Annotated in this window: 18 protein-coding genes and 2 pseudogenes; 4 read left to right on the forward strand and 16 right to left on the reverse strand. The window is 58.8% G+C overall.

Annotation, left to right across the window (positions count from 1 at the left end):
* The first annotated feature begins 1 nt into the window (after position 1).
* A complete protein-coding gene (murP, locus tag ENGE1_RS13470; RefSeq protein ID WP_048253975.1) occupies positions 2-1,444 on the forward strand; it encodes a PTS N-acetylmuramic acid transporter subunit IIBC in 1,443 nt (480 codons plus the stop codon).
* Between the two features lie 51 nt (positions 1,445-1,495).
* Here murP and ENGE1_RS13475 read toward each other — a convergent pair whose 3' ends face one another.
* The 5 genes and pseudogenes from ENGE1_RS13475 to soxR form a co-directional block, all read right to left on the reverse strand.
* Positions 1,496-3,142, reverse strand: coding sequence for a Na+/H+ antiporter (locus tag ENGE1_RS13475; RefSeq protein ID WP_043081723.1), 1,647 nt, complete (start codon positions 3,140-3,142; stop codon positions 1,496-1,498).
* A 135-nt stretch (positions 3,143-3,277) separates the two neighbouring features.
* Entirely contained in the window at positions 3,278-4,627 is a 1,350-nt protein-coding gene (locus ENGE1_RS13480; protein WP_045289891.1) for an NCS2 family permease, read from the reverse strand.
* Between the two features lie 311 nt (positions 4,628-4,938).
* Positions 4,939-5,260: pseudogene (locus tag ENGE1_RS13485) on the reverse strand (colicin V synthesis protein); the annotation flags it as partial.
* Positions 5,261-5,368: 108 nt separating this feature from the next.
* The gene (locus ENGE1_RS13490) at positions 5,369-6,034 is read right to left on the reverse strand and encodes a glutathione S-transferase family protein (RefSeq protein WP_048253976.1); all 666 of its coding nucleotides are present in this window, start codon (positions 6,032-6,034) and stop codon (positions 5,369-5,371) included.
* Positions 6,035-6,054: 20 nt separating this feature from the next.
* Positions 6,055-6,522 carry a redox-sensitive transcriptional activator SoxR gene (soxR, locus tag ENGE1_RS13495; protein ID WP_043081722.1) on the reverse strand — a complete coding sequence of 156 codons (468 nt, stop codon included), beginning with the start codon at positions 6,520-6,522 and terminating at the stop codon, positions 6,055-6,057.
* Positions 6,523-6,606: 84 nt separating this feature from the next.
* Here soxR and soxS point away from each other — a divergent pair, with 84 nt between their 5' ends.
* Positions 6,607-6,936 (forward strand): superoxide response transcriptional regulator SoxS, encoded by a 330-nt coding sequence (soxS, locus tag ENGE1_RS13500; RefSeq protein WP_043081721.1) that lies wholly within the window; start codon positions 6,607-6,609, stop codon positions 6,934-6,936.
* Here the strand turns inward: soxS and ENGE1_RS13505 are convergent.
* A complete protein-coding gene (locus tag ENGE1_RS13505) occupies positions 6,921-8,522 on the reverse strand; it encodes an EAL domain-containing protein (protein WP_043086359.1) in 1,602 nt (533 codons plus the stop codon). The two genes, soxS and ENGE1_RS13505, sit on opposite strands and share 16 nt — an antisense overlap.
* A gap of 667 nt (positions 8,523-9,189) precedes the next feature.
* Between ENGE1_RS13505 and ENGE1_RS13510 the strand changes: the two genes are divergently transcribed.
* Together ENGE1_RS13510 and ENGE1_RS28035 are read left to right on the forward strand one after the other, a co-directional pair.
* On the forward strand, positions 9,190-9,471 hold the full coding sequence (locus tag ENGE1_RS13510) for a YjcB family protein (protein WP_043081720.1): 282 nt from the start codon (positions 9,190-9,192) through the stop codon (positions 9,469-9,471).
* A gap of 214 nt (positions 9,472-9,685) precedes the next feature.
* Positions 9,686-10,764 (forward strand): annotated as a pseudogene (locus ENGE1_RS28035) (IS3 family transposase).
* A 281-nt stretch (positions 10,765-11,045) separates the two neighbouring features.
* Here the strand turns inward: ENGE1_RS28035 and ENGE1_RS26965 are convergent.
* The 10 genes from ENGE1_RS26965 to tssH form a co-directional block, all read right to left on the reverse strand.
* Positions 11,046-11,264, reverse strand: a complete 219-nt coding sequence (locus tag ENGE1_RS26965; protein WP_072065297.1) for a hypothetical protein — start codon at positions 11,262-11,264, stop codon at positions 11,046-11,048.
* Positions 11,265-11,279: 15 nt separating this feature from the next.
* Entirely contained in the window at positions 11,280-15,791 is a 4,512-nt protein-coding gene (locus ENGE1_RS13530) for an RHS repeat-associated core domain-containing protein (RefSeq protein ID WP_048253978.1), read from the reverse strand.
* A gap of 3 nt (positions 15,792-15,794) precedes the next feature.
* The gene (locus ENGE1_RS13535; RefSeq protein WP_048253979.1) at positions 15,795-16,235 is read right to left on the reverse strand and encodes a DcrB-related protein; all 441 of its coding nucleotides are present in this window, start codon (positions 16,233-16,235) and stop codon (positions 15,795-15,797) included.
* A 130-nt stretch (positions 16,236-16,365) separates the two neighbouring features.
* Positions 16,366-16,869 carry a hypothetical protein gene (locus ENGE1_RS13540; protein ID WP_225823462.1) on the reverse strand — a complete coding sequence of 168 codons (504 nt, stop codon included), beginning with the start codon at positions 16,867-16,869 and terminating at the stop codon, positions 16,366-16,368.
* A gap of 43 nt (positions 16,870-16,912) precedes the next feature.
* The gene (locus tag ENGE1_RS13545) at positions 16,913-17,488 is read right to left on the reverse strand and encodes a hypothetical protein (protein WP_053075597.1); all 576 of its coding nucleotides are present in this window, start codon (positions 17,486-17,488) and stop codon (positions 16,913-16,915) included.
* 1 nt (position 17,489) lies between these two features.
* The gene (locus ENGE1_RS13550; RefSeq protein WP_053075598.1) at positions 17,490-17,870 is read right to left on the reverse strand and encodes a hypothetical protein; all 381 of its coding nucleotides are present in this window, start codon (positions 17,868-17,870) and stop codon (positions 17,490-17,492) included.
* A gap of 32 nt (positions 17,871-17,902) precedes the next feature.
* Entirely contained in the window at positions 17,903-18,664 is a 762-nt protein-coding gene (locus ENGE1_RS29015) for a hypothetical protein (protein ID WP_048253981.1), read from the reverse strand.
* 4 nt (positions 18,665-18,668) lie between these two features.
* Complete coding sequence (locus ENGE1_RS13560; protein WP_048253982.1) at positions 18,669-21,221, reverse strand: type VI secretion system Vgr family protein; 2,553 nt, start codon at positions 21,219-21,221, stop codon at positions 18,669-18,671.
* Positions 21,222-21,300: 79 nt separating this feature from the next.
* The gene (locus ENGE1_RS13565) at positions 21,301-22,770 is read right to left on the reverse strand and encodes a serine/threonine protein kinase (protein ID WP_048253983.1); all 1,470 of its coding nucleotides are present in this window, start codon (positions 22,768-22,770) and stop codon (positions 21,301-21,303) included.
* A gap of 25 nt (positions 22,771-22,795) precedes the next feature.
* Entirely contained in the window at positions 22,796-25,408 is a 2,613-nt protein-coding gene (gene tssH / locus ENGE1_RS13570) for a type VI secretion system ATPase TssH (RefSeq protein WP_048253984.1), read from the reverse strand.
* Positions 25,409-25,646 lie beyond the last annotated feature (238 nt).

Genomic DNA, 25,646 nt, shown 5'->3' on the forward strand with positions numbered 1-25,646 from the left:
TATGGCTAAAATTACGCCATCCATGATTGAGCAACTGCTGCGGCTCTCCGGCGGAAAGGCCAATATCCGCGTCTGCGGCAACTGCATGACCCGCCTGCGCCTTACCCTTGCCGACCGCGACGCGGCGGACATTGCCGGCCTGAAGGCCGTACCCGGCGTGATGGGCGTTATCAACGGCGACGACCAGCTGCAGATCATCCTCGGCCCCGGTAAGGCGCAGACTGCCAGCGAAATGATGAACGCGGTAATCAATGGCGCAGCGGAAAGCGCGCCCGCCGCCGCCGATCTGCAAGCGCAGGCAAGCGTTCAGAAAGCGAAAATGAAGGGCAAGCAGAATAGCGCGGTGCATAACTTTCTCACCCGGTTTGCCACTATTTTTACGCCGCTCATTCCGGGCTTTATCGCCGCAGGCCTGCTGCTGGGTATCGCAACCCTGCTGCAGCAGATGTTCGCCGTCGACGGCGTAGTGCAAAGCCACTGGCTCGCCGCCCTGATTGCCTATATGAAAGTCTTCAGCATCGGGTTGTTTACCTTCCTCAGCATTCTGATTGGCTTCAATACGCAAAAAGCGTTCGGCGGCTCCGGCGTTAACGGGGCGATTATCGCCTCGCTGTTCGTGCTGCGCTACGTGCCGGAAGGCACCGTCGGCTACTATGCGGGCATGCAGGACTTCTTCGGCCTGGCCATTGACCCGCGCGGCAATATTATCGGCGTGCTGCTGGCCTGCATTCTCGGGGCGTGGATCGAGCGCCAGGTGCGCCGCGTTGTGCCCGATAATCTGGATATGATTCTAACGTCGGCCATCACGCTGCTGATTACCGGGGCAATCACCTTCACCGTGATTATGCCGATTGGCGGCGAGCTGTTTAAAGGCATGTCGTGGCTGTTCCTGCACCTCAACGGCAATCCGTTCGGTACCGCCCTGCTGGCGGGCCTGTTTCTGATTGCGGTGGTATTCGGCGTTCACCAGGGCTTCGTGCCGGTTTACTTCGCGCTGATGGATGCCCAGGGCTTCAACTCCCTGTTCCCGATCCTGGCGATGGCCGGCGCGGGCCAGGTTGGCGCCTCGCTGGCGCTCTACTTCCGGGCGAAAAAGGGCTCCACGCTGCGCACCCAGATCAAGGGCGCGATTTTCCCGGGCCTGCTGGGGATCGGCGAACCGCTGATTTACGGCGTGACTCTGCCGCGCCTCAAGCCGTTTGTCACCGCCTGCTTCGGCGGCGCGGTCGGCGGCTTCTTTATCGGCCTGGTCTCGTGGCTTGGGCTGCCGGTGGGCCTCAACACCGTGTTCGGGCCTTCCGGGCTGGTGTCGATTCCGCTGATGACCTCGTCGCAGGGCATTTTTGCCGGGATGCTGGTTTACGTGGCGGGGATCGCGATTGCCTACGCGGCGGGATTTGCGCTGACGTGGCTGTTTGGCTGTAAGAACGTGGATTTGTCGTAGCAAAGCGCTGACGGCGCCCCTCTTTCCGTCAGGCAGAGGGGCACCTGAAGGCTACTGATCCTCAATCAGCAGCGCTTCCAGCAAATCCAGATCGTGCAGCAGCTTCTGCATCGTTTCATTGCTGATTTGTCGCGTGGCGCGCAGGTGATACAGTTCGCCGCGCTCGGACCTCAGCGCCGCGAGGCGGAAGCGGCGCTCCAGGCTCTCTTCCAGCATCGACGTCTCCACGTCGTTGCGGCCATCGACGCGGCGGCGCAGGTTACCGATCACCCGCGAGCTGACTTCGGTCAGCAGCTGGTTATCGATGTTCTCTTTGGTATCTGCCGCCAGACGCTCCTCCATCTTCTGAATCGCCACAATCGCCACATCGGCGGTTGCCGCGCGCGCCAGCCGCTCCTCTTTACGCTGCTGCGAATGGTCGGCCACTTCAATGTGGCGCAGCAGCATCGGCAGGACGATAACGCCGACAACCAACGACAGCAGGATGACGCCCCCGGCGAGGAAAACCAGCTCATAGCGGGCCGGGAAGACGTCACCGCTCGGCAGCAGCAGCGGAATGGAGAGCACACCGGCAAGAGTGATCGCCCCGCGCACGCCCGCAAAGGTGGAAATCAGCAGTTCCCGTGTGCTCCAGGAGCCGAACTCCATCGGCTTCTTCTTCAGAAAACGCATACTGAGGCGCTTCATGGTCCACAGCCAGCCGAAGCGTACTATCATCAGGGCGAAGTAAATCAGGCCAATATCGACAAACAGCATCCAGGTTTCGACATTCGGGTCGGCCTCGGCCGCCACCAGCGAGGTCTCCAGAATGCCCGGCATCTGCAGGCCCAGCAGCAGGAACACCATACCGTTAAACACGAATTCCAGCATTGCCCAGGTGCTGTTGGCGCGCAGACGCATGGCCAGCGGCGCGGTGCGCATGACGCCGGAGCGGGTGATGGTCATCCCCGCCGCCACGGCGGCCAGGATGCCGGAGACCCCGAGGTGTTCGGCAATCAGGTAGGAGGCAAACGGCAGCAGGAACAGCAGGACAATCTGCGTCGCCGGCTCATCGCCGCCCCAGCGGCTGAGGAAGCGCAGCGAGCGGCCGTACAGCCAGCTGACAACAAAGCCCGCCAGAATACCGCCGATGGCAACCTTCAGAAACTCAAGGCTGGCGCCGCCGACGGTAAAGATCATCGTGCCCATCGCCACCGCGACGGCAAACTTCAGCGATACCAGGCCGGAGGCGTCGTTCATTAGCGCCTCGCCCTGCAAAATGCCCATGATTTTCTTCGGTATCCGCCCTTCCCCGACGATGCCCGACAGGGCCACCGCATCGGTGGGCGACAGCACCGCCGCCAGCGCAAAAGCGGGCACCAGCGGTATGCCGGGCACGGTCCAGTAGATCAGGAAGCCGATACCCACCACCGTGACCAGCACCAGCGCCAGCGCGAGACCTAAAATCTCGCGCCCGTGCTCGATAAACTCGCGGGTAGGCGTTTTCCAGCCGTCGGCGAACAGCAGCGGCGGGATAAACAGCACCAGAAAGAGTTCCGGATCGAATTCAACGTGCAGGCCGAACGTTGGCCAGGCCAGCAGCGCGCCTATCAGGATCTGCATCAGCGGCAGCGGAACCTGGAAAGGCAATACGCGGGTAAGAACGCCGGAGAGAGAGACCACGAGGGTCATGAGCAGTATTGTAAAAAATATTTCCATGCTATCCCTGTTTGCGATGTTTTATCTGTGTTGCTGTTTGATAATACTCGCGCGCTCGTAACCAGGACGCAACAGGATGTGCCTTAAAAAATAAAACGGGCGGCCAGGCCGCCCGTTTGCCGCCCGAAGGCCGGATCAGATAGCCCAGCCGCCGGCGTAAAAAATAACCAGCGCCAGGGCAATCACTACCGTACCGATGTTCAGCTTGCGCCATTCGCCGGAAACAATGCGCCCGATGACCAGGGTGGCAAAGCCAATCATGATGCCGGTAACGATGTTGCAGGTCAGAACGATAAACACCGCCGTAATCAGCCCCGACATTGCGTCAACGAAATCGCCGAAGTCGATTTTCGCCACGTTGCTCAGCATCAGCAGGCCGACGTACATCAGCGCCGGGGCAGTCGCATAGACCGGTACCAGATAGGAAAGCGGCGAGAGGAACAGGATCAGCAGAAACAGCACGCCAACGGTGATGGCCGTCAGACCGGTTTTACCGCCTGCCGCCGTGCCCGCCGCCGATTCGATATAGACCGCCGCCGGGGACGCCCCCACCAGGCTTGAGAAGACGCTGCTCAGGGAGTCGGTGGTCAGGGCTTTACCGCCGCTGATGATCTGCCCGTCTTTATCCAGCAGGTTCGCCTGCCCGGCCACCGCGCGGATGGTACCGGTAGCGTCAAACACGGCGGTCATCACCAGCGCCAGTACGCTCGGCAGCACAACCGGGTTAAGCGCGCCCGCGATGTCGAGGCTGCCGATCAGCGAATTGCCGTGCTCGTCGCTCAGGGATGGCATGGCGAAGATACCGGTAAAGTGTACGGCAGGATCGAAAATCAGCCCGACAATAGAAATACCGATGATGGTCAGCAGAATACCGCCCGGCACCTTCAGCTTTTCCAGTCCGATAATGAATGCCAGCCCCACCAGCGACATGATCACCGGGAAGCTGGCAAAGTGGCCCAGCGCCACCGGCAGCCCGTCGAGCGGGTTTTTGATCACCAGGCCGACGCCGTTGGCGGCGATCAGCAGCAGAAACAGACCGATACCGATGCCGGTCCCGTGCGCAACGCCCTGCGGCAGGTTGCGCAAAATCCAGCTGCGGATGCCGGTGGCGGAAATAATGGTGAACAGCACGCCCATCAGGAAGACTGCGCCGAGCGCCACCGGAATGCTGATGTGCTGCCCCAGCACGAGGCTAAAGGCGGTAAACGCGGTCAGCGAAATAGCGCAGCCGATGGCCATCGGCAGGTTCGCCCACAGGCCCATCACAATCGAGCCAACGCCGGCTACCAGGCAAGTGGCGACAAATACGGCGGTCGGCGGGAAGCCGGCCTTGCCGAGCATACCCGGCACGACGATAACGGAGTAGACCATCGCCAGAAAGGTGGTTAACCCGGCAAGCACTTCCTGACGCACGCTGCTGCCGCGCGCTGAAATTTTAAATAAGGCGTCTAACGAACCGCCGCGAGGCGCTGAAGGCACTGACATAACAAACATCCCCAAAGAGTTTTTATCGTTGCTCCGCCCGCGTGGTGGACAATCCACTGCCAGCTAAACGTCATCTCCATGTGCTGCGTTGCGGCGAGGGGTGCCGCGAAATAGCAAACGTTTAGCTCCGCGCAGACAAAGCGGCGTTGAAGCGAGTCCGTGCCGGCGTTTATGCGTAAACGCCGGATACCCAAAGGTCACGGTAAAAAAGGCAAACGATTATCTGGCTTTTAGCAGGGGCTTTTCAACCGATGATTGCGCCCTTTCGCTAAAATTCACTTATGACAGAAGAGTATGAAACAGGCGGCAAACTAAGTCGCAACATTCCGGGACAGCATCTTATCCACGGTGGCAATTGTCGATTCGCGATGCGCAATAATGATACGGATGATGCGCAACTGGCGGATGGCCTGGTTTACGCAGCGCTCGCTGTCGGCGTCGAGCGCGCTGGTCGCCTCGGCCATAGTTTGCGGTGAGCGCGCGGGCGATAAACAGGCGCTGCTTCTGCCCGCCGGGGAGTCCTCCGCCGAGTTCACCGATAAGCGTTTCATATCCCATCGGCATTTTCATCACCGCGTCATGGATGTAGCTGGCCTCCGCACACTCAATCAGCCAGGCGTCATCCACCTCATCCGGAATGAACTGACGCCTGACGGCGCGTTGGTTAAAGGCGACCTGCTCAGGCCGCCCGGCCGCTTCAGTCAATCACCGCGAGGAAAGCGCCCGTTCTCCGTGCCTTCATCAGCCGGGAAAATCCAGCGGCCCACCCTGCGCGACGGCCTTCTGCCACGCCGGCAGCGACTCGACCGCCTGCTTCCAGCGCTCAAGCTGCGGCAACGCCCCCTGGCCGCCCCGCGCCAGCAGCGCAAAGGCCGGGTAGCTCATCTGAATATCAGCCATGCTCAGCTGCTCACCGGCGAACCAGCGGTGCCGGGCCAGATGCGCCTCAATAAACTGTGCGTGGGTGGCGAGCTGCTTGTTCAGCCACGCCTTCTGTATCCCCTGGCCGAGCATTTTGCCTACCGTACGCAGCCCCACCGGCACCGGACGTTTGCCGAGGCTGGCGAATACCAGCTTCATCAGCAGCAGCGGCATCAGCGAGCCCTCCGCGTAGTGCAGCCAGAAGCGGTACTGGATTTTATCCGCCGCTGCCTGCGGCTTCAGGCGGGCATCGGGATCGTAGTTCTCCTGCAGATATTCAAGGATGGCCCCGGACTCGGCGAGCACCTGCCCGTTATCTTCAAGCACCGGCGATTTGCCCAGCGGATGCACTTTTTTCAGCGCTTCGGGCGCCAGCATGGTGGGCTCGCGCTGATAGCGGACGATGTCATAAGGAAGGTGAAGCTCCTCCAGCGCCCACAGCACGCGCTGGGAGCGAGAAAGGTTAAGGTGGTGCAGCGTCAGCATGACGTTCTCCGGCAAAATGGTTAGTTCGGGGTCTTCTGCCCCGGAAAGTGCGCCCCCGGCCCCTGCTCGCCCAGCATATCGCCGGGGTTGCGCAGCGGGCAGTCGCGGTGCGACAGGCAGCCGCAGCCGATGCAGCCGTCGAGCTGGTCACGCAGCGCCACCAGCGTATTGATACGTTCGTCCAGCTCCTCGCGCCACTGGGACGAGAGCTGCTTCCAGGCTTTGGGGCTGAGGTTGTGCCCTTCGGGCAGCACGCCCAGCGCCTCGCTGATAGTGGAAAGCGGAATACCGATGCGCTGGGCAATCTTAATAATAGCCACATAGCGCAGAACATCACGCCGGTAGCGCCGCTGGTTGCCGGCGTTGCGAGTGCTCTGTATCAGCCCCTTGCTCTCATAGAAGTGCAGTGCCGAGACGGCGACGCCGCTGCGCTTCGCTACTTCGCCCGGCGTCAGCAGCGTTTTTACACGAGAAGATTTCTTTTCCATAAAGCGCTTTACCTCAAGTTAACTTGAGGAATTATACTCGCCCGCAGACAAAACGACGAATCAGAATTGTGAGAGAGGCCGCTTATGTCCCATCAGCAAATTATTCAGACCCTGATTGAATGGATTGATGAACATATCGATCAACCCCTTAACATCGACGTTGTTGCCAGAAAGTCAGGCTATTCGAAGTGGTATCTGCAGCGGATGTTTCGCACGGTGACGCATCAGACGCTGGGCGAGTATATTCGCCAGCGGCGGCTGCTGCTGGCGGCGGAGGAACTGAGAAATACCCGGCGCCCTATCTTTGATATCGCGATGGACTTAGGCTACGTGTCGCAGCAGACCTTTTCCCGCGTTTTCCGCCGCGAGTTTGACCGCACGCCGAGCGATTACCGGCATCAGATCTCAGCCTGAGCGGTGCCGGTGACGATCGGGGCCGCCGACTTCTGCTGCCACTCAATAAACGCCTGCGGCGGCATCGCTCTGGCAAAGTACCATCCCTGACAGAAGTGCACGCCGCGCTTACAGAGCCATCTGACCTGCTCCTCTTTCTCAACGCCTTCGGCGATAATTTTTAAGCGCAGGCTCTGTGCCATCTCAATGATGTGCTCGACGATAAGGTGGCTGCTGCTGCTGCCATCCATCAGGGAGTCCACGAAAGATTTATCAATTTTGAGGATATCCACGTTCAGCGAATAGAGATTGTAGAGGTTGGAGTAGCCGGTGCCGAAATCATCAATCGCCACTTCATAACCTGCCGTGCGAAACGCCTGAATGATCGGCGCGGCTTTCGGGACGTCAAGAAACGCCCGTTCTGTGACCTCTATTTTAATCTGCTGCGGGTCAATCCGGTATTGCCGCGTTTTCTCTTTAAGTACTGCCAGCAGCCGAGAAGAGAGGAAGTCAGAGGCAGCAAGGTTTATTGACACATAGACCCGGGGGTTTCGATGCAGAAATGTGCCTAAATCGCTGAACACGTCCTGAATGACATAGTCGGTTATCTGCGCAATGAGCCCTTCATTTTCGGCCAGCGGGATAAATTCAGTCGGGCTCATGATCGGCCCCTGCGCGCCGGGCCAGCGCAGCAATGCTTCTACGCCGGCACATTGCCGGGTCTTAAGATCAATAATCGGCTGGTAGTGAAGCTCAAGCTGATGTCGGGTAATAGCCCGCTGTAGCTGGCGCTCAGGGGAGTCGAGCCGCTGACGAATACGCGACCATAGCCATAAAATAAGAATGCTGATAATCATACCCGGCGGCAGGGTCAGCGCCAGCTGGTGGCGGAGATTCTGGAAATAGCGTTCGGAAGGCGATGACAGTATGACGGCAATCGGCCGCTGTGCGGAGCGCACTATGGTATAGAAACGGTCATTGTGGGTAAACGCTGTCTTGCTATCGTGCACCAGCGATTGCAGCGTCGTCAGATCGGCGTTCTCGCTGGCGGAGAAAAATTCATCCGCTTTGGTATCGTACATGCCGAATACCAGCGTATTATCATCGGTTTCCAATTGGCTGAATGAAAGCGGATCGAGGATGGCAACGTAGTGCCCCTTCTGCATATAGATCATCCGGTAGCCGGGATAGAGCGGGGTGTCGCGGTAATAGTAGATTGAGATATCCGGCGGGCGAAAGTAATCAGGCGAAGACATGATCCACGGCTGGCGACGTGTCTGGGTTGTGGAACACAAAAAGCGATTGCCGTCTGCGTAAATCAAATCCTTCACATAAAGCCGACCATGAGCAATATCAAGCAACCGCTGCTGATGCTGTGATGTGCAGATTGCCCCACGGTAAGTTGAAGCATCCTGGAAGGCGAGCATTACCTGATTAATGACCCGTTCGGCTTTATTGATGATAAGCCGCCCCATTATCCGGTGCTGGCCGTGCGTGTCGGATTCCGCCCTCTGTTGCGCCAGCCAAAAAGCAAGCAGAACCGGCAGGATCGCCACCAGTAAAATGCCGACGCTTCTCAGTGCCTTACGCTGCGCAATCACAGTCATGCTCCACAGTTTTCCCATCCTCTTTATGCGTCCTTATGCGTCTGAATCCTCCAGACACCTTCAGTAAACTGCATTAATCTTTAAACATTAGCAATACTCTTTCAGAGTAACGGGCTGAATTTTTGTATTTTTTTAGCAACCGTTCAGTTCTGCCTATCATGAAACTTATTAATCACTCTTAATATTTTAATTAATAAGACTATCCGGGCGCTCAATAAATATTATTTACGCACTAATAATAAGCATAAAGCGTACAGGAGGAGTAACGCGAGGTGTAAAACAATGATGCCACAAACCACCATATATATAATTATCTGAAATAACTTAATTTTATTGCTAAAAGGACCGCCCAGGCCGAGATAACTCTCGCCGTACTTCGGTTAACCCGGCACGGGCAGCCCTCGATAAATAAAAACTCAACGTATTGAATTCGCTATATAAAAAACAAAAAAACAGCTCAGATACTGAACAAAACTCACTCTGAAGATGTTAAAAAAACGCCGACGCCCGCTGGCGAACAAAACGACAAATGTGATATAGTTCACACTATTGAGTAAGGCCTGATTCGTGTTTACATTTGTACGTGACCGCCTGTTGATAGCCAGACCGCCTGCACCCTGAAGCATCGCCGCGCTATCTCTGGCTATGCAACTCTGAGGATTTCTGTATGGTTTCTGTGACTACCGGCGTAGCCCTCCTGCGCTGGCCATTAGTGAGCGCCGTGCTGATGTTTTTTGCCAGCACCCTGAATATTAAGCTGCGTAAATCTGACTATGCCGGACTGGCTATTATTACCAGCGTCGCCGGCATGGCCGCCGCCTGCTGGTTTGCGACCGGTCTACTGGGCATTACCCTCGTTGAAATAGCCGCCGTCTGGAATAACATCAAGGACGTGATGGTGGAAGTGATGCAGCAGACCCCTCCCGAATGGCCGATGGTGGTGACCTGATAGTATCCGCGCGCCTGCCGGGGAGATCGGGCAGGCGCGTGAAGATATTATCCTGTTCGCCCCGTCCCTGAATAGAGGGATGAGCAGCCGCGCGATTCAGGACAATACATTCCCCGCAAATACTCGATGTAGACTGCACCGCCATCCAGTGATCCTACCCGCGATTAGTGGACACGCGACTAAGTGAGTAAACTCTCAGACAGAGGTGACTCACATGACCAAATCAGCAACCGTAACTAAGAAGCCACGAAAACAGTATTCGCCTGAATACCGCAGCGAAGCCCTGAAGCTTGCTGAGCGAATCGGCGTGACCGCCGCTGCCCGCGAACTCTCCCTTTATGAGTCTCAGCTTTATGCCTGGCGCAACAAAATTCAGCAGCAGAGAACGTCCTCCAAACGGGAGAATGAGCTTGCTGCCGAAAATGCCCGCCTGAAGCGCCTGAAATGAAGTATGTCTTCATCGAAAAACATCGGGAAGAGTTCAGTATCAAAGCGAGTGTCGGGTGCTGCGCGTGGCCCGCAGTGGCTGGTATACATGGTGTCTTCGTCGCCATTAGCTTAATCGGCGGCAGCAGTTCCGTCTGGTCTGTGATGCTGATGTCCGGCAGGCTTTCAGGGATGCAAAACAGCGGTATGGTGCACCGCGACTGGCGGATGAACTTCCGGAATACAACATAAAAACCATTGTCGCCAGCCTGCGTCGTCAGGGGCTCAGGGCAAAGGCAGCGCGGAAGTTCAGTCCGGTCAGCTACCGTGAACATGGTCTGCCGGTATCAGAGAACCTGTTGAAGCAGAATTTTTACGCCAGTGGACCGAACCAGAAATGGACAGGTGACATCACGTACTTACGTACTGATGAGGGCTGGCTGTACCTGGCGGTGGTGATTGACCTGTGGTCCGGAGCAGGGCTGGTCAATGTCATCACGAATGACGGCACAGCTTGCCTGTGATGCGCTACAAATGGCGCAGTGGAGACGGAAACGCCCGGAAAATGTCATTGTTCAAACTGACCGTAGTGGGCAGTACTGTTCGGCGGATAATCAGTTCCTGCTCAGGCAGCACAACCTGCAGGGTAGCATGAGTGCTAAGGGTTGTTGCTACGATAATGCCTGTGTGGAAAGCTTCTTCCACTCGCTGAAAATGGAATGTATCCACGGAGAACATTTTAGCCACCGGGAAATAATACGGAAGACGGTGTTTAATTATATCGAGTGTGATTATAATCGCTGGCGACGCCACAGTGCCTGTGGCGGCCTCAGCCCGGACCAATTCGAAAACCAGAACCTCGCTTAGAAGCGTGTCCACATTACGTGGGTAGGATCATGTCTCGCGGTCCAGATACTGGTCCTGCATCCGCAGGTTCTGCGCGTAGCCGTCCAGCTTTACGCTGCTTTCACTCAGCAGCCTGCCCCAGGCACTGTTCTGCTCCTCCCAGCGTACCTGCCTCCGGCGTCGGTCAGCCGATCTGATGTGCTATCATGATAACTGTGCTAATAGTGAAACTAAAATATTTCCGGCTGGTGACGACACGTAGATCCCAGCTAATCAACATAAACTTTCGCTCGTTGATAACGTTATTTAATATAAGGCTTATATCCATTATCTCTATTCTGAGACGCGATAATTACCTCATATGCTTCCTCTGCCCCTCTCATAGCTTTTTCGGCCTCTTGACTACTAATTTCAGACTCTCTTTCCTTACTAGCAAGCTCTCCAGAGTCATATTTTATATAAAAATTACCATCATCTTTAAGAATATCTATACCGTACTTACTAAATATAACCTCTTTCATATAGAGCACCTATTTTCATATATTACTATTTGGCAATTTAGATATCACTGCCTCCGTCACCGGTGTTTGGTCAATAACAGCTTCAGGTATTCCTCCTGAAGTCTTGCCACCGGGTAGCCAGAACTCATTTGCTCCTGGTTCGTTACCTGATGGCATTCTTAATCCTGATGGATTAGGAATGTCAATTCTAACTGGTGCATCACCAAGATCACCAGGGCTTAAACCAAGTAAATGTTCAAGTTTAGGGATACTTCCTCCAGATCGTGAAATAAGATCATCAGCAACATGTCTAGGCATTACAAAATGGCCACCCGGAGGACCTATTTCTGCACGATTAACTCCCCATGCAATCTTAGATACTCCACCATCAAATTGCGCTAAATGTTGTCTTACATGGGATTCTTCTAGATACGTTCTTGGGTCAGGGAAGTTTGGCTTTATTTTTCCTTTAACCGCTTTATAAGCATTTGCTGCCGCTTTACTTGAAGAGAAGAAACCTTTTGTTCTACTCTGAAATTCATTCCAACTATTCTTACAACTCAACCCCCACGGATCCACCCACCCCAGCGCATTCGGCGCATACTGATAAAGGTTTATCCCACCCGCCAGCCCTATCGGATCCTGCTGCGTAAACCGCCCGCTGTCCGGGTCGTAGTACCGGAACAGATTGTAGTGCAGCCCCGTCTCGCGGTCCAGATACTGGCCCTGCATCCGCAGGTTCTGCGCGTAGCCGTCCAGCTTTACGCTGCTTTCACTCAGCAGCCTGCCCCAGGCGCTGTTCTGGCCCTCCCAGCGTACCTGCCCCTCGGCGTCGGTCAGCCGCTCCGGCGTGCCGTTCGGCTGGCAGTGGTACCACAGGATTTCCGGCTGGCTGAGGCCGTCGATGCGCGCCAGCGGCTCGTAGCTTTCCGGGCCGCTGTAGACGTAGGTCAGCGGCACCTCATCGTGCAGCTCCTGCAGCAGCCGGTAGCCCTCCCACACGAAGCGCACGGTGGTCGTCCGGCCAACGGCCTGCCCGTCCGGCCGCTGCCGCTGCGTCGTTTTGGCGATGCGCCGGCCCAGCGGGTCGTAGCGCAAGCTGACCCGCGTCTGCGGCCTGTTGCGGTCCCGCGGCCGGCTGATGACCTCCGTCAGGCGGTGCTCCCCGTCGTAGCGGTACTGCCAGCGGATGTGGCCGTCGTCCTTCTCCGTCGTCCGGCCGTGGACGTCGTAGCGCCAGCGGATGCCGTTAAGCTCAGTGACCCGGTTGTGGGCGACCGCCTCCGCCGCCTGGCCGTCCAGCGGGTTCCCCGCCCCGTCCCAGCGCCACTGCTCCTGGCCCGGCAGCGTGCCGTCCTGTGTGAGCAGGCGCCCGGCGCCGTCGTACTGCCAGCGGTGCCAGCTGAACGGGTTGTCGTCCCGCTCCTCGCGGATGAGGTTGTTGCGGTAGTCGTAGTCCCAGCGCCGCGACCAGCGCACCGGCGCCGGGCGGTGCGCCCCGCCGGTGAAGACGTCCCGGCGGTGCAGGCGGCCGAGGCGGTCGTATTCGCTGCGGCTGGTGAGCAGCCCCTGGGTGCGGCCGGTTTCCCGGTGCAGCGCGTCGCGGGTGAAGTCCGTCACCGGCAGGCCGTCCAGGGCGATGCTCAGCAGGTGGCCGCTGCCGTAATAGAGCTGCTTCAGCGCGCGGCCGTCGGGCAGCTGCAGGGCGGTTTTATTGCCCAGCGCGTCGTACTCCCACGCAAGGGCGCCGTGCTCGCCCCGCTCCTGCGTGACCCGGCCCAGGGCGTCGTAGCTGAAGGACAGCTCCTGTTCGGCCTGCCGGCTCCAAGCGTTCTCGCCCAGCGCCGGATGCAGGGCTATCCGGCCGACCAGCCCTGCTGGCGTATAGTGATAGCGCGTCTGCCCCTCCGGCGTGGCGCGGGCAACGAGCCGCCCGCCCGCGCTCCAGGCAAAGCGGTGGGTGATGGCATCGGGATGTCCGGCGGCGAAGGTCCGGGCGACGGTGCGCCCGCAGGCGTCGTACTGATAGCGGCAGACGACGCCGTCCAGCCCCTCCTCCTCCAGCAGCAGCGAGTCTGCCCCCCAGCGGAAGCGGTACGCCTCGCCGTTCTCATTCTCCAGCGCGGTCAGACGTCCCCGGCTGTCCCAGCGGCGGCGGACCTCTTCCCCCTGCGGATTGCGGGTGGCGATAAGCCGCCCGGCGTCGTCATAGCGGAACTCGCTGCGCCTGCCGTCGGCGCCCTCGTGGGCCTCCGGCAGCCCATGCCGGCTCCACGCCAGCGTCTCCAGCCAGCCCTCGGCGCGCTCCAGCTGAACCGGGCGACCTGCCGCATCGTAGCGGTAGCGGGTCTCTTCCCCGTCGGCGGTCGTGACGCTGTTCAGCCAGCCCAGGGGATGATAGCGGTAGCGCGTCACCCGCCCGGAGCAGTCCACCTCGCGGATAAGCTGCCCCGCATCGTTGTACTCCTGCATCCGGCGGTTGCCCGCGGCGTCGGTCTCTTCCGTGACCAGACCAGACTCATCCCGCGTAAGGCGCGTGGTCTGCCCCAGCGCATCGACAATGCGCGTCAGGCCGTGATGTTCATCGTACCAGAAGCGGGTGGATGTCCCGTCCGCCTCGGTGATGGCCGTCGGCAGGGCGCGGTGCGCCAGCCACTGCGTGGCGCGGGTGTTGCCCTCCGCGTCAGTTTCCCCGACCCGGTTACCCGCCTCGTCGTAGGTAAAGGTCGTGGTATTGCCCAGCGGGTCGGTGCGCTGCGTCAGCTGTTCATCGTCGTTCCACGCGAAGCGCCAGCTTTCGCCGCGCTCGTCGATAAAGCAGGTAATCAGGCCCTGCGCGTTCCAGTAGTGGCGGCGGGTCTGGCCGTCATACGTCGCAATCGTGGTCAGCCCGGCGTCCAGGTCATACGTAAAGCGGCAGCCGTCGCCGGTGCTGGTCCGGTTCTCCACCACCCGCCAGTGGTCCAGCTTCTGCCAGCGGTATTCGCTCTCCAGACCGCCCGGCAGCCGGTGCCAGGTCATCAGCCCTTCGGCGTTATAGCGGTACTCGCGGGTGACGACGCCTGCCGCATCGGTAACAGAGGCCAGCTGGCCGCCGTCGCTGAAGGCCCAGCGCATCAGCGGCCAGTGGCGCTCGCCGTCGAAGTGGCTCGCGGAGGTCACCCGCTGCGGGTGGCGGATATCCTCGTAGTGAAGCGTAACGTCAACGGCCAGCAGCGCGTCGTGGATGCGCACCAGGCGCCCGGCATCATAGCCCATCTCCAGCGCGTTGCCGTATTCGTCGCTCAGGGAGGCCAGGCGCAGCAGGGAAGGGTTATCGCGGGTCGGCTTAAACAGCCGCCAGACGGCGCCGTCATCGTCGCCAATGGCGACGTCGCCCGCCTCGTTGCGGCGGACAATCACGCCTTCGCTGATGCTGTAGAGGGGCCGGTCAACGGGGGGAAGAGCAAACGACAGTTCGCGCCCGGTGTCGTCGAACCAGGTAACGCTGCCGTCATTGAGGGTGAGATAGCTGTCAAACACCGTGGCCCAGCCCCGGCCAAACAGCCCTTCCCGCAGGGTCAGGCTGTTGTAGCTGCGCTGCCAGCGCAGCGGGAAGTGGCCGGGCAGGGAGAAGTCGAGCTCGTCATCGTCGTTCAGGACCTTGACGCCGGTGGCGGCGTGGACCGGGTGGAAGGAGCCGAATACGGCATTAACGGCCATGTCGGCCAGCATCCCGCCGCCAGCGGACGCGAGCGCGCAGGGCATATTGCTCAGGATCTTACCGGGGCGGCCGCGAAACAGCGACAGGCCGATCATGGCCACCTGCAGGCCGGGAAGCTTGCCGCTTTTTATATCGCGCACGGTGAGCGTATCGCCGCCGATAATAACGTTCGGCGAAACGTCATCTGAAACGGTGGCATCGCAGGTCGTCTTGTCCTTTGCCCGCACGGCGGGCTGACCGTTGATAAAGACGCTTTTTGAGCCTTCGGCAAGGTATTGCGGACCGGAGTGCTTTGAACAGACAACTTTATCCTGCTCCAGCGGCGAGGTGCCTTCCGCGGCGCTGGCAACCGTCGGCTGCCACATCTCGCTGCCAAAGTGGCCCGCCATCGACAACAGCGCCCCCGCATAGTCGGCGAAGCTCCCCGGCGACTGGGGCTCAGGCGGCGGCGTATCCGCCGGCGTCAGCGTCCCCGCAGCGCGCGCGGCGGGCAGGCCGTTGGTCATGACGTTGCCTGACCCGGTGACGATTGTTCCCGCCGGAGACGGGGGAAACAGCATATCGCCCAGGCCGTCAGCGGCTTTGCTGATAAGCTCGCTTGCGCCGGTGACGTTTGCCAGGATACCGCCGACAATACCGCTGAGCAGGCAGCTTGAACCGACTGTCGCTACGGCCGTCGCTGCGAGCCCCGCCCCCAGCGCTGGCGCGGCAACGGTAGCCGCGACGGCGACCGCCGAGCCAATAGCTGCGTAGACGACCCCTTCAGCCACGATACTGGTAATATCGGCAAAGATGCTGGAGTGAATGATCTCATCACCCTGACGGGCGGCCTTGTTATCGCTCATGCCTTACGCTTCCCGGCGGTTGTTCAGCGTTAAACTCTGTTTGATGGCCTCCCAGCGGGCGGCGTCCTCTTCGGTAAACGGACGCAGGGCCGAAAGCGTGAACAGCAGCAGTACCGGCTTATCCGGCACCTGCACCGCCAGCTGCTTCTGCCACAGGCGCTGCCCGTTGCGCTCGAAGGCGGTCTCCACTTCCGTGCCGGGTAGATCCCGCTGCGGACCGGCCATGACCGGGGTGAACGCGCTCTGCGAAATCTCGCCCATCTGCGTGCGCAGCATCTCCCACTGGCGGTGAAACTCCTGTTCGGCATTGCTGCCGTCGGGAATAATGCCGCGGCTGACCACCACGGATAAGCCGCTCTGTTCATCGCGCAGAATATTCATGCTGGCGTCCTGCCAGCCGGCGGGGAAAAGGGAAAATGAACCTTCCTGAAGGGTGTATTCCATGGTATGAGTCGCTCCTGTAGGGCAATCTTGCAATCCGGACTCAGCGCCGAGTTCCGTAGTGAGGTATTAGCAGTGCCTCTGCAATTCGCAGGGCCGTAGCGTGCAGTTAGTGAGTGGAAAGCAAAACAGATTATTGTTTATCGCTGATAACTACCTGGCTCAGGCAGTCCGGCTGTTTAACTGCAAAGCTGAAGGTGACGGCCAACCCACTGGCTCCAGCTGATGCGGTATAGCTGGCAACCTCATTTTGCGAGCCAGCGCGAGGATAGTCGGTCAAGGTAAGATGCGGGTAATGGGCTTTAACGGCATCGAGAGTAATGCAACTGCCCTGCAGGCTAAAGCTGAGCAGCAATGGCGTGCGCCCGTTCTCTTTGCTGAGGCGAAGTTCAAGATCGCTAATGCGTAGTCCGTCTTCAAGTACCCGATCGCCTGCGCGATAAAAATTCACATAGGCGTTGCTCTCCACAAGCCTGAAAGTTAATAGCGCACTCACCATAGTTTTGGTAGAAATGAAATTAAGCCTCGCGCTTAAAACTGATACAAAGTGCCACAGGTCATCATAGTGTAAACACCGGCCAGTCATCCCCACAAGTAGTATAGCGACCGTAATAAGAATTACCTTAGCATTTATCATTTACTTATCACATCGATATGTTCCTAGCGCAGATAACACCATTTTAATTATCAGGATTAAACACCATCATAATATGACTCACTCTGCCATTCTCAATCTGGAATGAGACTCTTTTTTCGTCACCATCGTAATATAACCAGTACTGGTTATCACTGAAATCAGGTGTGCCTTTTCCGTACTTTTGGATAAGATAACCTTCCGTCATTCCTACGCTTATGCCTCGGTAGGTTTTTATTTTCGGCGAGTCTATTGTTAGCTGTGAAACAATATAGCTATCGATACTCCTGTGCTGTTTATCCCACATAAAATTAGACGTATAAACCTCAAGCCCGGGATAATTATGCTGAAAGTATCTATACCTCTCACCAGCAAAGGAGACTTCACCAACATAATTTTTGCTGATCTGATACCCCAGATTTTTCTCAACCGATGCGTCCCAGCGGGAGCCAGGACCAATACGCTGATTATTGATGTCAACATAGAGGTCAGATTCAACTATGTATCCCTGGACTTGAGCCGCATATACCGGGGCAATAACAAGGCCGAAAAATTGATAGCCAGAGACCATCAGCGCCATAACAAGACAGCTTTTGAAGTGAACAGGCATCATCAGCTTCACGCTAATTATCCTTAATTAAACTATAGTGTTCAGGTGCGCTAATCTCCAAACTGGAAGATTTAACGAGCCGCCATTTTAATACATTATCTTCCAAAGTTATTTTAGCCACGCCTTTTGCACTTTTAAAAGAGGATGTAAACGTGACTTTTGCACCGTTCCCGACGATGACACCGCGAAGATTATTCTCGCCATCATCCGGACAATCTATACGCGTCCCCGCTCGGGAGATAAAGCAGTAGCTACCGGTTAACTTATTATCATTCTGCTTCAGCACCAGAGTCAGCGTTGAACGACCTTCCTGCTCTCCACTCCACCTTCCGCTGAAACGAGTATCAGCTATTGCGTTAACGCTGCTCAATACTCCCATGGAAAGAATCAACATGAACGTTTTCATTTGCATAGTAGATATTAAAATCAATTTTCACTTCGTTGCCACGAGCCATTTTGCTGCATAATGACTTTATTATTCTCTATTATCACCAAGCTGTTATCGAGTTTACTTAACATATAAACTGTTTTACCATTTTTAAATTTATAACTAATTACCGGGCACTGTTTTCGACCGCAATCCTCGCGCGTTGCCGTACCTTTTAAGGTGACTGCAGCCCCATCACTTTTACGCGTTGCATGATATGTGGCATCATTACAATAACCTCCAGCCGGACATACTGTTGCCAACTTTATCAAAAAAGATTTAGTTGAAAAATATTCCGTATCTGCATTTTCTTCACGTTTATCATCCACAGAGCCAAAATTCATATTTTTAAATCGCGCGGCCCATAACTTAATGTCCTTATTGACAACTCCACCTTTTACGCTGGATTTATAATGAATAACATTTGATTCAGGCACCACCCATGCACTATAAATTGTACCGTCAGGGTAGATAACGAAAGCCGAGGCATTTTCCAGATAAAGATCCTGCAACCATCCCTCAATAAAAAGTCCGCCATCTGCTGTTTTATGCGGCTCACCAAAAACGTCAAAATTACCGATAAAAGTGGAATAATCTTTCCCAAGAACGTTTTTCAGATCGCCGATTATCGCTTTATCATTAACGACACCACTGACTTTCTCCTGGCTATTATAGGACTCAACGCTCAGCGCCGCTACTGCATCGACAGCCCTGAAAGAAAAAGTAAGAAACAGAAGAGAAAATACGAGGCTTTTAAACATAAAATTACTCTTGTGACAGTTTGAGAAATTCCTGAGCTTCACGGGCATAGCGCTTTTGCAGGCCATTACCATAATGCTCCCACCAGTTATACTGTTTTCCCGCTTGCGTCGTAATTGTGTTTCCATAGATTGCCTTATCGTATGCGATCCTGGCTTTTAGTAAGCTATTTTGGAAATCATCGGGCTTCATTGATTCTATTTTCGTTATCGCAGAAGGTGTAAGGCTATCGGCCCTCACGATTTTTCCTGACTCCATTGAGTTCAGAATAGCCTGCGCACCTGACGGTCCACGCATGTGCGCGAGTGAGGTAATTGCCCCCTGTTTACCAGGATCGGTGAAATTTAACGCTCCTGCCGATTTTGCCGAGGCACTCATCGCTTTAGAAACTTCTTCAAACTCTTCTGCGCTACCTTTTCCATATTTGTTTCTGGCGGCCAGAATCTTATCATATGCCTTACCATTCCCCTGGCGAAATCCATACAGCTCACGTCGTCCACCTTGTTCACCCGCACTACCTTCCGATGCCATCACTGATTTCACTACTCTATTATCTATCCTTCCAGGTTTTGCGGCGAATGGCACATTTTTAGCTGGAGCTGCTGATGCGGATGCGGATGCGGCAGAGCTTTCACCTTGCTTTCCCGGCGTAAAAAACTCCTTTACCGCTGCCTCAATATTGCCTTTGTGGTCTTCACCCGGTGCAGAAGTTCCGGGGCTAGCTTTCGACGTATTCAGATGCAGCTTCTCACCGGTCGTGATATACCCTTCTTTCTCGACAAAAAAGTTAAAACTTTTACCAATCAGACTGATCGTACCGTTAGCATTTAGCTCAATTGCGCTCTCGCCCGACACCAGCCTCAGCATAGTCCCTGACGCTATTTCATACTTCTCGACCGCGGCATCAAGCTTGCCTTTACCGGTCAGGATCTCCGTCCCGCCTTTTACCGCCTGCGTCTGGTTCGATTCGACGCGGTGCAGCTCATTCTTCGCAACGTAGTGGCTGCGCGCCCCGCCCACGCTGTGCGTCTCATCATTCTTCACATTGGTATCCAGGTTCTTCTGCGCCTGGATCCACACCTGCTCCTCTCCCGCCTTGTCCTCAAACCGCAGCGCGTTCGCCGTCTCCGACGAACCGTCCTTCGTCCGGCTCAGGAACCCCATCTGCGTCGCCGCCGCCGGCAGCGCCCACGGCGGCATGCTCGCCTCGTTGTACACCCGCCCCGTCACCAGCGGACGGTCCGGGTCGCCGTTGATGAAGTCAATCACCACCTCGTCGCCCACGCGCGGTATCTGCACCCCGCCGAACCCCTGGCCCGCCCACGCGCTCGAGACACGCACCCAGCACGAGCTGGTGTCGTCCCCCTTCGCCAGACGGTCCCAGTGGAACTTCACCTTGATGCGCCCGTAGCGGTCCGTCCAGATGCTCTCCCCCTGCGGGCCCACCACCCGCGCCGTCTGCGGGCCGTAGGTACGCGGCCACGCCGTGCCCTGCGCCGGCCGGTAGACCACCGCCGCCGGGATGACCGTGAACTCCGTGCGGTGTATCGTTTCCCCGCCGTCGCCGCTGGCGTAGCGGTTCTCCTCGAACTGGTAATCCGCCGCCGTCGTCAGGTACTGCCCGTTGTCGCTGAAGAACGGCGCACTGGTCAGCGCGAAGGTGTTGCCCGGCGCGATGCCCATCGCCGTCGCCGTGCCGCTTATCTGCTGGTGCTCCACCTGCCACCGCTCCTGGCGGATGCGGGCGTAGAACTCCCCGTGGCCGTGCTCCACGAACCGCCCCGGCCAGTCGTACACGTCGATGCTCCCCGGCACCGGCGACGCCGGGTTCTGCCGCGCCTGGAACAGCCACGCGTTCGGCTTGCGGAAGTCGTAGTCGTCCAGGCTGTAAATCCCCGGCGTCACGCTGTCCGCCAGCGCCCACTGGCTGATGCCCTCCTCGCTGGTGCTGCCCCCCGACGGCGTCTGGTGATAGGGGATGATTTCGTAGCCGCTGAACGGTTCGAAGCTCCCCTCCGCGTCGGTCAGCACCAGGGTGTGCTTGTCCGCCTCGTGCTTAAAGTGGTAGGCAATCCCCTCCAGCTCCATCAGCCGGCTGATGAAGGCGAAGCTGCTCTCCTGGTACTGCACGCAGTACTCCCACGTCCGGTAGCTGCCCGTCAGCTTATCCTCCAGGTTGACCTGGTACTCGCCGAGCAGCGTCTTCACTATCTGCGGCACCGTCTGGCCCTGGAAGATGCGCAGGTTGCGGTCCCGCTTCATCGGCCACAGGTCCGGCTCCACCGTCAGCGTGTAGACCGCGTAGCGCGTCCCGCTCAGCTCGGTGGCGCTGACCGCGACGCGGGTCACCTTGCCGTTGATGTAGCGCGGGGAGAGCAGGCTCTGCGTCGGTATCGTCACCGTCACCGGCTGGCCCAGCAGCCGGCTGCGGTCGATGCGCGCGTCGGTTCCGAGCAGCGTCAGGCTCAGTTCAAACGACTCGGATATTGCCTCGCGGCCCGACAGTTTCCAGAAAAGCAGCTCCCCGGCGGGGAGCGTGACGGTGATGCGGTTGAGCATAGGGTTTATTCCATTCATCATAAGTGGGCCACCGCCGGCGGCCGGTGCGCTATCGTTTTTTTGGCTGCGCTGGCGGGGATCACCCCGCCGGATTAATCAGCCACGTTCCCGCCTTGCCGATTTCCAGGGTCTGGGTGCGGCTACCGCCGCTGCCCTGCAGGACGATCTGGTAGTGGCCGGGCGCCAGCTTGAGGGAAGCAAAGCCGCTGGTGGCCGGGGTCACATCCTGCGCTTCGCCGTTGAGAGTGAGCTTCTCGCCGGCGCGCATGCGCACGTAAATCAGCGCCACCGGCGGCGCGGCGACGGCGGCCTGGGTCGGCTCCTGCTGCGCGGGCGGCGGGGTTTGCGTCGCGGCAGCGGTTTCCGTCGGCGCCTGAGTCGCGGCGGGCGGCTGAACAGCAGGCGTCTGCGACGGCGCGGACTCCGCTGCCGGAGGCTGGGTCGTCGGCGTCGCGGCGGCGGTATCTGCCGTCGGTGCCTCGCTGCCGCCGCTGAATAGCAGGCCGCCGGCAATGATGCCCACCAGCACGCCCGCGGCGATCATCCCCGGAACCTTGTAGCGCCGCCAGTCGGTGAGGGCCGGCTTCTCCTCTTCCACCACCGCCAGCATGGTGCCCGGCTTTTTCCCGGCCATCACGTCGTTGATGTGCGAGACCGGCATCTCGATCAGGGCGGCAAATTCGTCGATGCTCTGCGGCCGGTCCTGAATGTGCAGGGCCAGCGCTTTATCGACGGCCTTCAGCAGCTCCATGGAGTAGCCGGCAGGCTGGCGCTCCGCCAGCGGCACGTAGGTGTCCTGGATGCTGCGCACCACGCTGACCGGCGGCGGGGAGCCGGCGATCAGGGTGTGCAGCACCGCGCCGACGGCGTAGATATCGGTCCACGCGCCCTGCTCGCTCTCGTTGTCGTCGGTGTACTGTTCGATGGGCGCGTAGCCCGGGCGCAGCATGGTTTCCGTTTCGTCGGAGAGGTTGCCGATGGTACGGCGGGCGGAACCGAGGTCGAGCAGCACCGGCAGGCCGTTTTCCTGGATCTGGATATTGTCCGGGGAGATGTCGCGGTGCAGGTAGCCTTCGTCGTGGATCGTTTTGATCGCCCCGAACAGCATCGGCAGCACGCGACGGATCCACGCTTCGTCAATCAGATCCGGCTGCTGCTCGCGCAGGCGGGTCAGCGTGGTGCCGGTGTAGAACAGCGTCCCCATGTAGGCGGTGTCGTTCTGCACCCAGAAGCGCAGAACGTGCACCAGGTTCGGATGATTAAAGCGCGCCAGCAGGCGCGCCTCCTGGATAAAGCTGTTCAGCCCGGCGGAGAATGCCTTGCTGAAGCGCTCGCTGCGCAGGACCAGGGTCATGTCGTCGCTGCGCACCGCCAGCGACGAAGGCATAAACTCCTTAATAGCGATGGTGCGCTCCAGCTGATGATCCCAGGCGCGGTAGACAATGCCGAAGCCGCCGCCGCCAATCACTTCCTTGATTTCAAACTCATTAAAACGATACCCGATCGGCAGCGCGTTCAGGACAGTCCGGTTGTTATCGTGATCCGTCATGGTTAAGACTCACTCAATGATTGCGTTACGCGGCAAACTGACAATGAAACTCGCCGTCCGCAAAGCTGACGCGCAGGTGTCGGAACTGCTCGTCGTTGCGGCTGGCGGTTAACAGTATCTGGCTGATTTGCGGCAGCAGCGTGTTGGTCAGGATGGCATCGACCATACGCCCGCCGGATTCGACTTCGGTGCAGCGGCGGACGACCTGGTCCACGACGCTGTCGTCGATGTCGGAAAGTATGTTGTGGTTCTCCTTGAGACGGCGCTGGATGCGCGCCAGCTGCAGGCGGACAATCTGCCCCAGCATCTCGTCGCTGAGCGGGTAGTAGGGCACCACCAGCAGGCGGCCGAGCAGCGCCGGCGGGAAGACCTGCAGCAGCGGCTGGCGCAGAGCGGTGCCCAGCGCCTCCGGCTCCGGCATCAGTTCCGGATCGGCGCACATGGCGCTAATCAGGTCGGTGCCGACATTGGAGGTCAGAATAATAATGGTGTTGCGGAAGTCGATGTGGCGGCCTTCGCCGTCCTCCATCCAGCCCTTGTCGAACACCTGGAAGAAGATCTCGTGCACGTCCGGGTGGGCCTTCTCGATCTCGTCGAGCAGTACCACGCTGTAGGGGCGGCGGCGCACCGCTTCGGTGAGCACGCCGCCTTCGCCGTAGCCGACGTAGCCCGGAGGCGCCCCCTTCAGGGTCGAGACGGTGTGCGCTTCCTGGAACTCGCTCATGTTGATGGTGATGACGTTCTGCTCGCCGCCGTAGAGGGACTCGGCCAGCGCCAGCGCGGTTTCGGTTTTACCGACGCCGGAGGGGCCGCAGAGCATAAATACACCCACCGGTTTATTGGGATCGTCCAGCCGGGCGCGGGAGGTGCGCACGCGCTTCGCGATCAGGTCCAGGCCGTGGCGCTGGCCGATCACCCGCTGGTTGAGGGTGTCCGCCAGGCTCAGCACGGCGTCGATTTCATTTTTCACCATCCGACCCAGCGGGATGCCGGTCCAGTCGGAGACCACCGCCGCCACCACGTTTTCGTCGACGGCGGCAAACAGCAGCGGGGCGTCTCCCTGCACCGCTTTCAGCGCCTCCTGCGTGCTCTCAAGTTCCGCCCGCAGTTCGGGCAGCGCCGCCTCATCGGCGTCATGCAGCTGCGCCCGCAGGGCGATCGTTGCATCCACCAGCCTGCGCTCCTCTTCCCACCGCAGGGTCAGGGCGTCGCGCTCGGCTTCCAGCCGCTCGCGCTCGGCCAGCAGCTGCGCCGGGCGCTGGCTGTCGCCGACGCCGACGCGGCTTTCGCGCTGCGCTATTTCAATTTCAACGTCCAGCCCGGCGATGCGGTGCTGGAGGTCTTCCAGCCGGGGCGGCGTCGCGCCCTGGCTGACCGCCACCCGCGCGCAGGCGGTATCAAGCAGCGCCACCGCCTTATCGGGCAGCTGGCGGGCGGGAATGTAGCGGTGGGAGAGCTTCACCGCCGCGCTCACCGCTTCGTCGAGCAGCAGCACCCGATGGTGCTTCTCCAGCGGCGAAACGGTGCTGCGCAGCATCAGCAGCGCCTTCTCTTCGTCCGGCTCGTGGATCTGCACGGTCTGGAAGCGGCGGGTCAGGGCCGGATCTTTTTCGATGTATTTTTTGTACTCGGCCCAGGTGGTGGCCCCAACGGTGCGCAGCTGGCCGCGCGCGAGGGCGGGCTTGAGCAGGTTGGCGGCATCGCCGGTGCCCTGCTGGCCGCCGGCGCCGATCAGGGTGTGAATTTCGTCGATAAACAGCACGATCGGCGTCGGGCTGGCCTGCACTTCGTTAATCAGCGCCTGCAGGCGGGCCTCGAATTCGCCCTTCATGCCCGCCCCGGCCTGCAGCATGCCGATATCCAGCAGCCAGAGCTGAACATCGCGCAGCGGCTCCGGCACGTCGCCGGCGGCGATGCGCAGAGCCAGGCCCTCGACTACCGCCGTTTTTCCGACCCCGGCTTCGCCGGTGAGCAGCGGGTTGTTCTGGCGGCGGCGCATCAGGATATCGACCATCTGGCGGATCTCTTCATCGCGGCCCACTACCGGATCGATTTTACCGTCCCGCGCGCGCCCGGTGAGGTTCTGGCCGTACTGGGCCAGCGTCCCCTTCGCCGCCGGGACCGCGCCCTGCTCCGCCGGCTCGGCCGCCGCCTGCTGGCTCTCTTTGCTGTCGGCCAGCAGGATATCAAACTGCTCGCTGAGCGCCTCAACGTTGATGCGGCCGAACTGGGCGGAGATGCCCTTCAGCACGCTGGCGAGGTTCCAGGTTTTCAGCAGGCCGATCAGCAGGTGGCCGCCGCGAATGCGGCCGACGCCGTACTTCAGCGAGCCGTAGACCCAGGCGCGCTCGACGGCGCTGTCGATATGCTCCGAGAGATCGGACACCGACCCGGCGCCGCGCGGCAGAGCGTCAAGGGCGGCGATGATGTCGCGGGTCAGGGCCTGTTCGTCGAGGGCGAAGTGACGAATGACCTGCTGCAGGTCGCCGTTCTCCTGCTGCATCAGCTGGTGCAGCCAGTGCACCAGCTCGACGTAGGGGTTGCCGCGCAGCTTACAAAAGGCGGTGGCGCTCTCCAGCGAGGTAAACAACAGCGTATCCAGTTTGCCGAACAGTACGGCGCGGCTGATTTCTGACATGTTGGGTTCCATTAATAACAGTAAACGTTGTCGCTTCGCCGGGCGGCGCTGCGCTTGCCCGGCCTACAAATAAATATGTGACGCAAAGACGCGTAGAGACGGTGACGGCCTGCACGCATTCAATTCCATTCTTCACATGATTGTGGAATTGTTCCGTTCACTCTTAGCTCTCTGCTTCTCTATCAGGCTTTCTGCGGTGAACGTGTTAAGGGCGCTCGCCGCCGCGCCTTTAACAATC

This window comes from Pluralibacter gergoviae ATCC 33028 = NBRC 105706 (assembly GCF_001598855.1).
In the GTDB taxonomy this organism is placed as follows: domain Bacteria; phylum Pseudomonadota; class Gammaproteobacteria; order Enterobacterales; family Enterobacteriaceae; genus Pluralibacter; species Pluralibacter gergoviae.

What these genes read in the sequence shown, in the direction of transcription:
- murP (WP_048253975.1), top strand. Translation starts at nt 2, where the DNA reads ATGGCTAAAATTACGCCATCCATGATTGAGCAACTGCTGCGGCTCTCC.
- ENGE1_RS13475 (WP_043081723.1), bottom strand. Translation starts at nt 3,142, where the DNA reads ATGGAAATATTTTTTACAATACTGCTCATGACCCTCGTGGTCTCTCTC.
- ENGE1_RS13480 (WP_045289891.1), bottom strand. Translation starts at nt 4,627, where the DNA reads ATGTCAGTGCCTTCAGCGCCTCGCGGCGGTTCGTTAGACGCCTTATTT.
- ENGE1_RS13490 (WP_048253976.1), bottom strand. Translation starts at nt 6,034, where the DNA reads ATGCTGACGCTGCACCACCTTAACCTTTCTCGCTCCCAGCGCGTGCTG.
- soxR (WP_043081722.1), bottom strand. Translation starts at nt 6,522, where the DNA reads ATGGAAAAGAAATCTTCTCGTGTAAAAACGCTGCTGACGCCGGGCGAA.
- soxS (WP_043081721.1), top strand. Translation starts at nt 6,607, where the DNA reads ATGTCCCATCAGCAAATTATTCAGACCCTGATTGAATGGATTGATGAA.
- ENGE1_RS13505 (WP_043086359.1), bottom strand. Translation starts at nt 8,522, where the DNA reads ATGACTGTGATTGCGCAGCGTAAGGCACTGAGAAGCGTCGGCATTTTA.
- ENGE1_RS13510 (WP_043081720.1), top strand. Translation starts at nt 9,190, where the DNA reads ATGGTTTCTGTGACTACCGGCGTAGCCCTCCTGCGCTGGCCATTAGTG.
- ENGE1_RS26965 (WP_072065297.1), bottom strand. Translation starts at nt 11,264, where the DNA reads ATGAAAGAGGTTATATTTAGTAAGTACGGTATAGATATTCTTAAAGAT.
- ENGE1_RS13530 (WP_048253978.1), bottom strand. Translation starts at nt 15,791, where the DNA reads ATGAGCGATAACAAGGCCGCCCGTCAGGGTGATGAGATCATTCACTCC.
- ENGE1_RS13535 (WP_048253979.1), bottom strand. Translation starts at nt 16,235, where the DNA reads ATGGAATACACCCTTCAGGAAGGTTCATTTTCCCTTTTCCCCGCCGGC.
- ENGE1_RS13540 (WP_225823462.1), bottom strand. Translation starts at nt 16,869, where the DNA reads ATGATAAATGCTAAGGTAATTCTTATTACGGTCGCTATACTACTTGTG.
- ENGE1_RS13550 (WP_053075598.1), bottom strand. Translation starts at nt 17,870, where the DNA reads ATGTTGATTCTTTCCATGGGAGTATTGAGCAGCGTTAACGCAATAGCT.
- ENGE1_RS29015 (WP_048253981.1), bottom strand. Translation starts at nt 18,664, where the DNA reads ATGTTTAAAAGCCTCGTATTTTCTCTTCTGTTTCTTACTTTTTCTTTC.
- ENGE1_RS13560 (WP_048253982.1), bottom strand. Translation starts at nt 21,221, where the DNA reads ATGCTCAACCGCATCACCGTCACGCTCCCCGCCGGGGAGCTGCTTTTC.
- ENGE1_RS13565 (WP_048253983.1), bottom strand. Translation starts at nt 22,770, where the DNA reads ATGACGGATCACGATAACAACCGGACTGTCCTGAACGCGCTGCCGATC.
- tssH (WP_048253984.1), bottom strand. Translation starts at nt 25,408, where the DNA reads ATGTCAGAAATCAGCCGCGCCGTACTGTTCGGCAAACTGGATACGCTG.